At 57.4% G+C, this 12,373-nt stretch carries 15 protein-coding genes; 7 read left to right on the forward strand and 8 right to left on the reverse strand.

Features of this window, described 5'->3' with window-relative positions; all coding sequences use genetic code 11:
* Positions 1 to 52 precede the first annotated feature (52 nt).
* Positions 53 to 511, forward strand: coding sequence for a chemotaxis protein CheW (locus BJI67_RS05865; RefSeq protein WP_456236531.1), 459 nt, complete (start codon positions 53 to 55; stop codon positions 509 to 511).
* A 204-nt stretch (positions 512 to 715) separates the two neighbouring features.
* Positions 716 to 1,150 carry a DUF2802 domain-containing protein gene (locus tag BJI67_RS05870; protein ID WP_070072241.1) on the forward strand — a complete coding sequence of 145 codons (435 nt, stop codon included), beginning with the start codon at positions 716 to 718 and terminating at the stop codon, positions 1,148 to 1,150.
* On the opposite strand, the gene BJI67_RS05875 is transcribed toward BJI67_RS05870, so the two are convergent.
* The 4 genes from BJI67_RS05875 to BJI67_RS05885 all read right to left on the reverse strand — a co-directional run bounded on the left by BJI67_RS05875 (position 1,129) and on the right by BJI67_RS05885 (position 4,841).
* Positions 1,129 to 1,467 carry an EscU/YscU/HrcU family type III secretion system export apparatus switch protein gene (locus tag BJI67_RS05875; RefSeq protein WP_070072242.1) on the reverse strand — a complete coding sequence of 113 codons (339 nt, stop codon included), beginning with the start codon at positions 1,465 to 1,467 and terminating at the stop codon, positions 1,129 to 1,131. The genes BJI67_RS05870 and BJI67_RS05875 overlap by 22 nt on opposite strands.
* On the reverse strand, positions 1,464 to 2,549 hold the full coding sequence (locus tag BJI67_RS17310) for a flagellar hook-length control protein FliK (protein WP_156782042.1): 1,086 nt from the start codon (positions 2,547 to 2,549) through the stop codon (positions 1,464 to 1,466). Before BJI67_RS17310 ends, BJI67_RS05875 begins: the two co-directional genes overlap by 4 nt.
* Before the next feature lie 71 nt (positions 2,550 to 2,620).
* A complete protein-coding gene (locus BJI67_RS05880; protein WP_083250674.1) occupies positions 2,621 to 3,844 on the reverse strand; it encodes an HDOD domain-containing protein in 1,224 nt (407 codons plus the stop codon).
* A gap of 61 nt (positions 3,845 to 3,905) precedes the next feature.
* Positions 3,906 to 4,841 (reverse strand): chemotaxis protein CheV, encoded by a 936-nt coding sequence (locus BJI67_RS05885; protein ID WP_070072244.1) that lies wholly within the window; start codon positions 4,839 to 4,841, stop codon positions 3,906 to 3,908.
* A 297-nt stretch (positions 4,842 to 5,138) separates the two neighbouring features.
* Here BJI67_RS05885 and flgA point away from each other — a divergent pair, with 297 nt between their 5' ends.
* From flgA to BJI67_RS05900, 3 genes are all read left to right on the forward strand, one after another.
* Positions 5,139 to 5,807, forward strand: coding sequence for a flagellar basal body P-ring formation chaperone FlgA (gene flgA / locus BJI67_RS05890; protein WP_070073993.1), 669 nt, complete (start codon positions 5,139 to 5,141; stop codon positions 5,805 to 5,807).
* A 144-nt stretch (positions 5,808 to 5,951) separates the two neighbouring features.
* Positions 5,952 to 6,278 (forward strand): flagellar biosynthesis anti-sigma factor FlgM, encoded by a 327-nt coding sequence (gene flgM / locus BJI67_RS05895; protein WP_070072245.1) that lies wholly within the window; start codon positions 5,952 to 5,954, stop codon positions 6,276 to 6,278.
* 32 nt (positions 6,279 to 6,310) lie between these two features.
* On the forward strand, positions 6,311 to 6,790 hold the full coding sequence (locus tag BJI67_RS05900) for a flagella synthesis protein FlgN (protein WP_070072246.1): 480 nt from the start codon (positions 6,311 to 6,313) through the stop codon (positions 6,788 to 6,790).
* Positions 6,791 to 6,831: 41 nt separating this feature from the next.
* On the opposite strand, the gene BJI67_RS05905 is transcribed toward BJI67_RS05900, so the two are convergent.
* From BJI67_RS05905 to BJI67_RS05925, 4 genes are all read right to left on the reverse strand, one after another.
* The gene (locus BJI67_RS05905) at positions 6,832 to 7,653 is read right to left on the reverse strand and encodes a CheR family methyltransferase (RefSeq protein WP_070072247.1); all 822 of its coding nucleotides are present in this window, start codon (positions 7,651 to 7,653) and stop codon (positions 6,832 to 6,834) included.
* Positions 7,654 to 7,697: 44 nt separating this feature from the next.
* On the reverse strand, positions 7,698 to 8,456 hold the full coding sequence (locus tag BJI67_RS16690) for a flagellar brake protein (RefSeq protein ID WP_083250676.1): 759 nt from the start codon (positions 8,454 to 8,456) through the stop codon (positions 7,698 to 7,700).
* 67 nt (positions 8,457 to 8,523) lie between these two features.
* On the reverse strand, positions 8,524 to 9,420 hold the full coding sequence (locus BJI67_RS05920; protein WP_197513330.1) for a GGDEF domain-containing protein: 897 nt from the start codon (positions 9,418 to 9,420) through the stop codon (positions 8,524 to 8,526).
* A 181-nt stretch (positions 9,421 to 9,601) separates the two neighbouring features.
* A complete protein-coding gene (locus tag BJI67_RS05925) occupies positions 9,602 to 10,297 on the reverse strand; it encodes an MBL fold metallo-hydrolase (RefSeq protein WP_070072251.1) in 696 nt (231 codons plus the stop codon).
* 91 nt (positions 10,298 to 10,388) lie between these two features.
* Here BJI67_RS05925 and BJI67_RS05930 point away from each other — a divergent pair, with 91 nt between their 5' ends.
* Positions 10,389 to 11,480, forward strand: a complete 1,092-nt coding sequence (locus BJI67_RS05930; RefSeq protein ID WP_070072252.1) for a PA0069 family radical SAM protein — start codon at positions 10,389 to 10,391, stop codon at positions 11,478 to 11,480.
* 126 nt (positions 11,481 to 11,606) lie between these two features.
* Complete coding sequence (locus BJI67_RS05935) at positions 11,607 to 12,368, forward strand: glutathione peroxidase (protein WP_070072253.1); 762 nt, start codon at positions 11,607 to 11,609, stop codon at positions 12,366 to 12,368.
* Positions 12,369 to 12,373: the final 5 nt, after the last annotated feature.

Here is a 12,373-nt window from a genome sequence, read left to right on the forward strand (position 1 = left end):
AGGTTGACATGCCGATGGGCAAGAGGGTAGCGAGATGGCAGAAAAAAACAATATGAGCAAAGTAGATGAACTGCAATGCGTAACTTTTTTCCTCAGTGGAGAGGTGTATGCACTTGATGTGATGCGAGTGCAGGAAGTTTTGCGAGTTGGAGAGATTTCGCCGGTCCCGGGGGCGCCAGAATACGTCCTAGGCATCATAAATTTGCGTGGTAATGTGGTCACGGTGATAGACGCAAGGCAGCGCCTTGGCCTGGAGTTCACCGAACCCGATGATTCCAGCCGTATCATCGTGCTGGAGGCGGCTGGTCAGGATGTGGGAATATTGGTCGACGGGGTGGCCGAGGTTGTGCGCATTCGTCAGGATGAAATCGATCCTAGCCCGAGCGTGGGTAACGAGGAGGCTGCTCGGTACATCCATGGCGTCGCGTCGCGCGATAAGGAACTGATTATCGTGGTCGATGTGGAGAAGCTGCTCAATGAAGAAGAGTGGGCTGAGTTGGCGGCGATGTGAACGCGGTGCGTCACGGTGGCCGAAGACAGAATCGAGCCCCTACATCCCGCTGTGCCGTCACGTCAGCAAGGGTACACTGGGTCCGGTAATGAGCCCGCCAAACCCCCAATACGACGTTCGCCGGTGAATAATCTTGAGCATGATAAAAAGAACCGCCCTCCGGCGGAACCTGGACATGTTGATGAATACGTCTGAACGCGGCGCATGCATATCGATTGGCTGAGCGTATTGGTAGCGCTGGACCTGATCTACTTTCCCGTGATCGCAGCATGGGCTGCATGGCAGGTTCTGCGATTGAGAGGCGAACGCGAACAGGCAAAGCAACAGGGAAACCTGCTGCAATCGCAGGTGGATGCACTGCGTCAGTCGGTAAATGAGGTGCGCCAGCGGGACGCGGAGTTGGAAGAACGATTTGACACGTTATATAGCCGCCTGCGCGAACGCCTGGATAGTCAGGAGCTTCGTGCTCAAGGGACGGGGGGGGCGCACGTACAGGCGCTTAAACTGCTTGAGCGAGGTATTCCTGCGGAGGAACTGATGACGGTTTGCGGATTGTCTCGGGGAGAGGTCGACCTACTGAAGGCATTGCACGAAGCCGGTGACGGCAATGGGGAGCATCAGGATCCTCCTGTAGGTTGAACATCCTCAGCATTTTCCGGCAGTTCGATGAACGCATCACCGGTACTCCACCCGATCCGATACGCGAACGCTAGAACTTCAGCGACTGCCACATACAGACTTTCCGGTATTTCGTCTCCCAGTGGCACTTGAGCCAGAACCTGGCATAACTGGGCATCAGCGCGCATGGGTACGTTATGCAAGCGTGCGATTTCCATAATCCGCTCACCGATTTCCCCCTGCCCCTTGGCGGTCACGCGTGGTGCGCCCTCGCCGTTGTATTTGAGCGCGATGGCGAGACGTCTTAGAACCGTCGGAGGAAGCGTATTTTCGCTCATGCTCGAGTATCGACTAATCCAGAAGTTGTCGGGGTGACCGACGGCGAGCCCGGCGCTGTCCCGTGATGACTTTGCAGCAGCCCCGGCGTCAGTCCGTGACTTTCCCACGCGGCGGCGAGCTCTGGCAGCGCATTGGAGATCCGATCTGTAATACTCGGGTTCGAGGACCAGAAATGCGCCGATACGATATTGAGCCGGTTAGTTACGACGGCCTCTAGTGTGTTTGATTCGCCGAGTGGGAGCTGTATGCGTACGGTCCAATTTTCCTGCGCTGTCTCGTGCTCTGAGGATGGGGAGTCACTTTCTATTTCTATGTGTAGGCTATGAAAGTCCTGACCTTGGGCAATGGGTAGTTCGATGGTCCAAACCAACGGCGCATTAGTTGTATTGGCTGTGGGTTGGCTTGCAAGTTGATGGATTCCTATTCGTGCCTGGATGCTTTCACCGATTTGGCGGGTTTGTGCCAATGCCGTGTGTTCCGGTACCTGATTGGGAATTGATTCCAGTAGACGCCCGACAGCAATCTTCATATCAGAGGGGGGCGGGGTGCTTCCTCCGACCAAGCGAGCTTCCAACGATAGGCCGGAGTTATTCAACGCTTGTTTTAAGCCGGTGGGGGTAGCGAGCTGCGCTGGGGTGGGGGTGTTGTTTAGCAGCCCGCGTGCAGGTGCTGCGGTGGTTGTCGGAAGTTGCGGTAGAAGCTTGCTCAAAGCGCGTAGTGAGCTGTCTAAGGCTTGCTGTACCGGGAGGAGGCTGCGCAAGGCGCGCTCTACGGCCGCGGTCTGGGGAGGAGTTGATGAAGATGCTGCGGGTGGCATTTGTCTGAGCACGACTTCATTTGGCGTGCGTTGAACACTTAGGCGGAGTGATTCTCCAGTTTGTAGCGGAGTAGATGAGCGGACAGGTATCAGTAAGCCACCGATCTGCAATTTTGCCTGCCCACCACCCGCTTGGGCAGGTGTTCCTTCAACCACAAACGCGCGGAGAATTTGACCGACTCGCCAGGCAGCGACTTCAAGTCGACCGGCTGAGCTGTTGCTCTGAGCTAGGCTTTGGCTGTCGATGCGTAAACCGAATTCCACAGAATGCGCTTCCCCGGCATTGTGCCGTCATTGGATTGTCTGCAGTCGGTGTGCGAATGTGGTGCGGTTTCTCAGCTGAGAAACTCGCGAATGCTCGCGATTTCCTCCGCGGCATCCTCCAGCATCTGTAACGAGCGATCCGAGCCGATGTCGCCGAGCCCTAGTTTACGGAAAGCAGGGGCTTCGTTCAGTGAGTCGATTGGCAAGGTGCGGTCATTGCGGATATCGGCATACAATCTTGCGGCGATAACGATGTCGCATAAGTCAGCGGGCGCATCTGGATTGCGCGTCCATTGTTCTCCTTCCTCGATGGCTTGAACAATATCCTGAGCAAACCCCCATTCCTTCAGCAATACCCCACCAATCATGGGTGCCAGGCGGTTGATCGCGAGGTTGACGTCGGCGTCATGCGTATCGAGGTTTTCGGAAAAAAGGAGTATCGGTACCGCGCCGACCCGGTGCATCAAGCCTGCAAGCAATGCATGGTCCGGGTCCATCAGTCTGGAATGGCGGGCGATGATATAGGCAATGGCGGATACTTCAACACTGTTTTCCCAAAGACTCTGCATCTGATGGGAAATCTTCGCAGATTTTGCCTTGAATACATTGTGCATGGTGATGCTGAATGCGAGGCTGGCGGTACGCTTGAGGCCTAGGCGTGTGATCGCTTCGCGTACCGAGCCCACGGCTCTAGTCCCACGATAGGCAGCGCTGTTCGCGGCCTGGATCAGACGGGCGGTTAAGGATGGGTCAATTTGGATGACCTTGGCCAGGTCGTTGAGGCTGGCATCCTCGTCGGCAGTCAGTTCGCGGATGCGCAATGCAATCTCTGGCATGCTGGGCAATTGCATCTTGCCATCGCTGAGGGCCTTGTAGAACTGTTCGAGCAGTTCACCCTCGGTCGAGGAAAGGCTTTGTTCTCCGACTTCGTAATGACTTGTTTCGGCGGCCAATGTGGCCTCTAGCGCTCGTCGACTGATGCTGAGCAGTCGTGTAGAGGTGATGGCGGCTGCAAATTCAACATCCAGGCCATCGGCAAATAGCGGTTGCGTCGCGCGGCCGTTGTCCTCAGCGGCATCTATCCGGCCGAGGGAAGTATTGCCGCGCATCAGATCCATGCTTCCTTCAAGCACATAGCTGATCCAGCGTTCCTTGTTGCGTGCAGGCAAGCGCTTGCCGGCCTCCAATTGATCCACTCGCAATTGGGCCTGCAGGCCTTGCAGCGCCGTTTCGTTCAGGTGCTGCAAAGGCTCAAGGCGACTTAGCACGCTAAGGGAAATATCCGTATTGGCCATGATTTAGGCTCGAAGGTTTCTTAGTAAGAGGTGCCCGGAAGAGCCGCGGGGCCGTGAGCGATTATGCCTCTCTAGGCGTGTCCGGGTGAAGTATGTGCAGAATCGCTTCGGCGAATTCGTTGGGTTGAAATTTAGGCAGGAAGGCTGTTGCACCCACGCGATCTACCATGGCTTGATTGAATGAGCCGCTTAGCGAGGTGTGTAGGATGATCGGTAGGTCAGCCATCTGCTTATCGGCTCGTATGCGACTGCATAGCGTATAACCATCCATGCGGGGCATTTCGATGTCCGATACGACAAGGTCGACGGGACGCTCGCTGCCGCCTGAAGAGAAGATAGCCTCGAGCTTATCCAGGGCCTCGCGACCATCATTGGCGAGGATGACCTCCATGCCAAGTTGTTCGAGCGTACGCCTGACCTGAAGTCGGGCTACGGACGAGTCATCAGCTACGAGTACGCGGTAAACCTGGTCCTGATGTGTGGAATCGTTCTCGCGGATGTTCTCGGACACGTCCGTGTTGAGTCCTTGAACGTCTGCTAGGATGCGTTCAACGTCAAGTATCTCTATGAGCTGGTCTTCGTACTGGGTGACAGCCGTCATATAGTGGCCAGACCGACTGCCTTTGGGCGGAGGCAATACCGATTCCCAACTGATGTTGATAATGCGTTCTACGGCAGAGACGCGAAAACCCTGCACGGTGCGGTTAAATTCGGTGACGATGACGAAGCTTTCCTGGTCCGACGGCGCGCTGCGCAGACCCAAGGGCCTCGCTACTTCAATGATTGAAGTGGGACGCCCCCGGATATTGGCGATACCCAGGATGTAAGGATGCGCCTGAGGTACCGTTTTCAGTGTCGGTAGGGGGATGATTTCACGTACTTTGAAAACGTTGATGGCGAAGATCTGGCGTTTGTCTAACCGGAACAACAGAAGTTCCAGGCGATTTTGGCCAGCGAGTCTAGTGCGCTTGTCTACAGCAGTGAGGATGTCGGTCATGCGGCCCCTTGCTTTGGCTAATCATGGTTTTATGCAAACGATGTCGGCAGTAAACGCCCAGAGTTTAGGTTGTTCGTGAAAAATCTGCTCACGCTGTTAAAAGTACTTGGTCTGTATTTTGCTTGATCATATGAAGTGAAATTTGCTCCATTGGATACAGAATAGGCTATTGAGCCGGGTAGTGTGGCTGTGGTCAAAATATTGTCGAGTATTGGATGCGACCTTCATGGGTTGGCGTCGAAAATCCGGCGGCTGGTCTGCGAGGGATTGGCGTGGGCTGGGGCTGGGTGGGTTGGCGTGTTTCCTCTGACAGCAATCGCAGCACCGACCTATGAGCCACATGCTGCAATACTTCGAGCAGCGAGCAGTTATGCCCTTTCTGCTGCCCGTAGTGAATTGCCAGGCGCTAAGTTATCAGTGGCGCCTGCGCCGCTCGACGCCCGCCTGGCGCTGGCTGCTTGCGGGCAGTCGTTGTCGACCTTTCGGCCAAATGGCGGCGCAGTCGTCGGTAATACCGTGATCGGTGTGCGCTGCAACGGTGTACATCCGTGGACCTTGTATGTTCCGGTCAAGGTATCTGCGCGACTGCCGGTGGTAGTGGCTGCTCGTCCGCTGGTTCGGGGTGAGCAATTGGGGGCGGGTGATCTGAAGTTGGCGACCCGCGATCTCGGTAACCTGGCCTACGGCTATCTGACCGCCGAGTCGCAAGCGCTTGGCCAAATAGTTATGCGGCAGACAAACGCCGGTCAGGTTATTCTGCCCGGCATGCTGGCGCCGCCCATACTCGTCAAGCGCGGCCAGCAGGTCACCTTGGTTTCATCCGCGGAGGGCATCGAGGTTAGTACCGAGGGTGTGGCGCTGGCGTCTGGTGCGCGCGGGCAATGGGTCAAGGTGCGTAACAGTCGTTCGCACAGGATCATCGATGGAGTTGTGGCCGGCCCCGGCCGGGTAAGCGTAGGTGGGTAAAGATGATGAAACCTGGTTCTAGCCCCCGATCGGGACTAAAGTTCCACAACAACTTGCCGATAAAGCTGATGTCAGTTGGTGTAAGCTGGCGCGAACCCGTGCCAATGTGGATCCCCGGCGGCATGCGGCTATAGGGTGAAGGCTATGAATATCGATCTCAAGAATGTTTCTTCACAGGGTGGTACCAAAACTGTTGGAGACACTCAGACTGCAAATCGCGTTACGCCACAGGCGGCGGAGCAGCAAGGTGCAGCTACTACCCAGGGAACGCCTGCCACAAGCGATTCCGTTAGCCTGACCAGCGGCGGTCAGCAATTGGCCCAGCTGCAGGCGGGGCTGGCACAGCAGCCTGTTGTCGATAAACAACGGGTAGCCCAGTTACGGCAATCGATTCAGAACGGGCAGTATTCCATCGACCCTCAACGTATTGCCAGCAAGCTTTTGGGACTCGAAGGATTGACCAAGAACTAGTGAGGCGGGCAGAGGGCATATGAGGTACCGCCATGGGTGACATCGGTAATCACGAGGTTCAGGCAGATTTGCTGACTATATTGGCAGCCGAGTTGGATGCCATGGGTAGACTGCATGCCGAATTGCAGGATGAAGCCGATGCACTCGAACACCTGTACGCCGACCGGCTACCGATACTCGCGAAAAGGAAGCAATCCTTGGTGGATGTCCTTGAGGCGCTAACTGCGCAACGCACCGAATGCCTTCGGCGTGCCGGTATCGGAACTGAGCCTGCTGGGATGCGTGCATATTTGGGCACGGCGCCTGCCAGAGTCGTTAAGGCTTGGGAGGATCTGATCGCTGAAACTGCGCTTTGTGAGCAGCTGAATCGGCATAATCGGGCGTTGAATCAGAATGGGCAGCGCCAGATTCTCAGAGTGCTGCGAGTGCTGCGTGGCGAGCCAGTCGAGCCGCCAACCTACGGTCGAGATCCAGGCATGGGCATCGGAGGCCAACCGCTGGCCAAGGTTTAGGCCGTCAGTGCGCTTCGAGTTTGTGTGCGTAGCAATCTCCTTCAGCGTCTGCGGTAGGCGCTTCCAGGATTGAATCTGGCTAGTTCAAGTAGGTCACTTGCAGCCCCCGCTGTCTCAGCAGAACCCAGGAAGAGATACCCGCCAGGGTTCAGTGCTTGCGCGAGACGCCTAAGGATGTCCTCCTTCGCAGTTGCTGAAAAATAGATCAGCACGTTGCGACAGAAAATCACATCGAATTTACCCAGAGGGGCAAAACTCTGCATGAGGTTGTATTCCCGAAAGGAGACTCGGTTCTTCACCTTCGGTATGACCTCCCAGCGGTCGCCTTTATTCACAAAATAGCGTTGCCGCATGTCGTCCGAGAGGCCTCGCGTCATGCTGAAAGTGTCATAGCTGGCGGCTCGGGCCTCGTCGAGTATCTGTTTCGAGACATCCGTGGCGACGATTTGGGTATTTACCAGGGAGACACCGGCTTGGCTGCGCTGACATTCGTCGATCATCATGCTTAGCGAATAGGGTTCCTGGCCCGAGGAGCAGGCTGCCGACCACATGCGTAATGACGTGCCGCGGCGTGCAAGCTCGGGAAGTATTTGGTCGCGCAGGCAGATGAAGGGGTGTTGGTCGCGAAGCCAGGAGGTTTCGTTGGTGGTCATCGCCTCTACGGCCAGGCGTGCGAGTTCGCGGTCGTGCGGTAACCGGGAGAGCAGGGCGCTGATTGACGGAAGGTTCGCCTCCCGCACCATGCGGTTCAGGCGACTCACCACGAGGTAGTGTTTGTTATCTCCCAGCATGATGCCGCATGCATCGGACAGAAAGCGACGGAAGGCGTCATATTCGGCCTGTCCCAGGCGCTCGTCAGGCATGGCTGCACTTCCCGTTGCTGCCCGGGAATTGTTCCATCCAGATGTCAGTCATCGTCCGTCTGCTTGCGCAACTGCTCACGTTCCAGGTAGCTGACGCTGCGTTGCACTTGGCGTTGAGCGTCCGCCGTCAGGTTACGAAATGCGAGTCCAACGTGGGTGTTGGTGGTATCTGTGGTCGAGCGTACATGCCGGATTTCTGTTTCGGTCACGATTACGCCTTCACCTGGAAGTTCGACTTCACAATGGGGCATCAAAACACCCGGTTCTATGGACGATGCATTCAAGGTGGGGAGCAATGCCGAAACCCCGCCCACGGAAAGATCTCGCAATTGGCCGGTCAGCGGGTGGGCCATTGGGCTTGAGCCAAGACGGATACCTGCCTTGATCCCGAGCGCGATACTGACTCGATAGCTGTTGCGACGCTGTTCGTAGCGAATCGAGTGAGGTAGCGCTGCTCGGTGAAAGGGGATGCCATTTTCGCTGCTGTTTTCGACGATTTCTGTTTCGAACGCGAACTTGACGCCCTTGAGTTGCCCAAGAAGCCAGATACGCGTGTGGGGGCCAATGCTCGCATTGCCCTCTCGAGGGACGAATTCATCGAGCATGAAATATTGATGGTCTTGCGACTGCTCGTCGTCTTCGAGTATCGCCGTGCTGAATGCCTGCTTGCCGTCTTCTGGAATGAGCGTAATCATCGCCCGTTCCTGATGGATCTCGCGCAACAGACGGAAAATCCTTGGTGGATGGGTAATGACTTCGTAATGGCTACCGTGTAGCGAGGGCTCGAATTGCACTGGGCGCATGGGCCTGGATTCTAGGGAGGCTATCAGTCATTTTAGCCGAAAACGGGGTCGGTTGGCCCGTCTGTCCCTAGAACTTCTCCTGCCTGACTAAGTTGCGTCCATCGGACTTTGCGCGGTAGAGAGCCCGGTCGGCCCGTTCGATCAGAGTTTGCGGCGTATCGTGTCGTTCCAACTCGCTGACACCGACGCTAATGGTTGGCGATACAGACCGCCCGTTATTCAGACGACAAGTGTGACCCTCCACATTCTTGCGCAGGCGTTCGGCAACCTGGTGTGCTCGAACACCATCGGTGTTGACTAGCAAAATGGCGAATTCTTCGCCGCCATAGCGATACACCAGATCGAAATCGCGGACTGTTCTGCGAATGATGTCGGCGATGCAGATGATGACTTGATCGCCGCTCAGATGCCCCTGCGTGTCGTTGATGTTCTTGAAGTGGTCGATGTCGATCATCAGCAGGCTTGCCAATCTGGCTTCCCGGTTGCTGAGGCTGATCTCACGTTGTATCTGGGGAAGCATATTGGAGCGGTTGCCGAGGCCGGTCAGCGGGTCTGTGAACGAGGAACGAATGGCTTCCTGGTAGCGCAGGCAGTTGCGCAATGGATATACCACCAGGCAGAGCATGTCTTCCAAGGTCATGCTTTCGGCCTCGCTGAAAGGGCGCGAACGGTAAACCAAGAGCTCCCCGAGTTGTTCCGCTTCCACCATCAGTTGATAGGCAAGCGCGTGCCGGTTGGTATGGCCGCCCTGGCAATGAATTGCCGATCCTTGTGGACCGATATAGCTATAGCCATCGATGGAAAGTTCGGCTGTGATCAGTGATATGAAATGCGCCAGAAGCTCTTCGACGTCCAAGGTGGCTTGTAGCTTGAGTAAGGCATCGAAGGCGCCGGGGGCGATGATGCTGCCGTTTTCCGAAGGGACGTTTTGATCTTCTGATTTAGGGAAACGGAATATCGCCATGGTTTCGGCTCGCATGTGTTTGCGATAGGGTATGCGAATTCCGTGCCACTTGGATGTTATTTGGATTTTTATCAAATTAAACAATAGATTAGGTGTGTTGTTGAAGTGGGTTGATGGGCCATGGACAGAACGTTGACACCATATGGGCAGACTTCCCGGTGGGCGCGTCAATTAATCGTCTTCAGTCTTTGCATTCGGGGGGGTAAGGCGTGCTGCGAATCCGGTCGTGTTCGTGCTGACGGTAGTGCACGAAACGATCGACGTCGGCAAAGTGCATGAATGGGTTGCAGCGTGCCTGTTCCTCGATCGTCGAGGTCGTTTTTTCCGCGTAGTTGTGTCCGGGGCGAATGCGTGTGTCCGCAGGCAGGTCCTCGCGCAGATGGCGCAAGGTGTCGAACATTGCCTCGGGATCGCCGCCTTTCAGATCGCAGCGCCCGCAGCCGAAGACGAACAGCGTGTCTCCCGTGATGAGGTCGTCGCCGAGGCGATAGCAGGTAGAACCCGGGGTGTGCCCAGGCGTGTGCAGCAGTTCGATTTCGGTATCGCCGAGTTGGAATCGGTCGCCGCCGTGATGCAGGCTGGGTTTGGCAAGCGGGTGTCCCCAGAAACTCGCCTCGGGTTTGAGCAGGTGGACCTCGGCGTCCGTGGCCTGCAGCAGTTCGTCGACGCCGTTGATATGGTCGTGATGGCTGTGCGTCAGCAGTATGTCGGTGATGCGTACGCCAGTTTCGTCCGCAAGCCTGCGGATGGCAGGTACGTCCCAGGCAGGGTCGACGACGGCGGCACGTTGACTCGCAAGGTCCTGAATCAGGTAGACGAAATTGTCCATGGGCCCTAGGGACAGCGTATGGATGCGGTATCCTGCGTCTTGCGTCATGGTTCGTTCCCCTCGTCGTCGCTATGCGGTCTTGTGTAGACCGGATCGATGGCCAAGAATTCGCTTTGACCGAGCAGCCGATCCCCAGTCCATGAGCCAGGATTCAGCGGACGATATTGTACCCGCACCGCGCAAGGGGCGAGGTGCCGCCACCAACCGCACGGGGCGTTACGAGGCGCTGCACAAGGAGGCAGTGGACGACGGTTGGCCGGGCAGCGGAGAGTCTCGGCCGCCACTGCGGACACAGCTCGGTATCGATGCTGCGCGCCGCGTCATCAGCCGCAACGATTCTCCCGATGTCGCCTTTGAACTATCGGTGAATCCCTATCGCGGATGCGAACACGGCTGCAGTTACTGTTTCGCGCGTCCGACCCATGCCTACCTCGGACTTTCGCCCGGTCTGGATTTCGAGACCCGTCTGTTCCACAAGCCCGATGCCCCGACGCGGCTTGCCGACGAACTGGCCCACCCCGACTATGTCTGTTCGCCGATCGCGCTCGGCATCAACACCGACGCCTATCAACCGGTTGAGCGTCGTACCGAGCTTACCAGGAGCCTGCTCGAGGTCTGTCTAGCCTATCGTCAACCCATCTCCATCGTCACCAAATCTGCCCTTGTCGAACGCGACGCGGATCTGTTGTCGGAGATGGCAGGGCTCGGGCTGGCTCAGGTGTTCTTTTCGGTGACAACACTGGATGGGACGCTGGCGCGAGCGCTTGAACCGCGCGCCAGTGCGCCGAAAAGAAGGTTGGAGGCCATGTCGCGCCTCTCTGCAGCGGGCGTCCCCAGCGGTGTGCTGTTCGCGCCGGTGATTCCGGCGCTCAACGATCACGAAATGGAGCAGGTGCTTCATGCCGCTGCCGAAGCGGGGGCTTCCGGCGCCGGTTACGTCATGCTGCGCCTGCCGCGCGAGGTCAAGCCGCTATTCACCGAATGGCTGCAGGCGCACGCGCCAGGGCGTGCGGAGCATGTATTGAGTCTCCTGCGGCAGATGCACGGTGGACGCGAGTACGAAGCGGAGTTCGGTGTGCGCATGCGCGGGCGCGGCGTCTTTGCCGATCTCGTTGCCCAGCGCTTTCGCGCAGCCCGCCGCCGCGAGGGCCTGGATCGCGGCTTGCCGCCACTGGAAACCGGGCATTTCAGCGTGCCGCCGCGCAGCGGAGATCAGTTGTCCCTGTTATGAATAGTTTTTGACTATCAGGTAAATTAAAACAATTCATTTTATTTATTATTGACCCGCCCTTATGCTGGTTTCCGTCAGGTCGTGACAGACCGTCGCGACCGCAAAACCTGAATTGGGAGGTTTGTTATGTACCAGCATCGTGAGGGGCAGGCCGTCCCCGAGATCGTTTTCAAGGCGCGTGACGCCGAAGGCTGGGCCGAGGTGTCCAGCAGCGAGATTTTCACCGGGCGCAACGTGATCGTATTTTCATTGCCCGGCGCATTCACGCCGACCTGCTCATCCAGTCATGTGCCGCGTTACGACGAGTTGGCGCCGACGTTCCAGGCCAATGGCATCGACGAGATCGTTTGCGTCTCGGTCAACGACGCCTTCGTGATGGACGCGTGGCGCAAGGATCAGCGCGTGCAGAATATCCGTTTCCTGCCGGATGGCAATGCCGAGTTCACCGCGGCCATGGGCATGCTGGCGGACAAGCGAAATCTCGGCTTCGGCGGACGCTCGTGGCGTTACTCGATGCTGGTGCGCAATGGCATCATCGAGAAGATGTTCATCGAGCCGGAAGTGGAGGGCGACCCCTTCGAGGTGTCCGATGCCGACACGATGCTCGCCTACCTGAACCCGGCCGCGGAAAAGCCGCACGATATCCTCGTGTTCACCCGCCCCGGCTGCCCGTACTGCCGCAGGGCCAAGGAGCAGCTTGCCGCACAGGGCCAGGCTTACGAGGAAGTGACGGTGGGCGAGGGTGTCGGCATGCGTGGCGTACGTGCGGCCACGGGGCGCGATACGGTGCCGCAGATCTTCGTCGACGGCACCTATCTGGGCGACTCCGAGGCGCTGACCCGCTGGCTTGAATCGCCGCGCGGGATGCCGGTTTCACAAGTAGCCTGAGCGGC

This window comes from Acidihalobacter aeolianus (genome assembly GCF_001753165.1).
Taxonomy (GTDB): domain Bacteria; phylum Pseudomonadota; class Gammaproteobacteria; order DSM-5130; family Acidihalobacteraceae; genus Acidihalobacter; species Acidihalobacter aeolianus.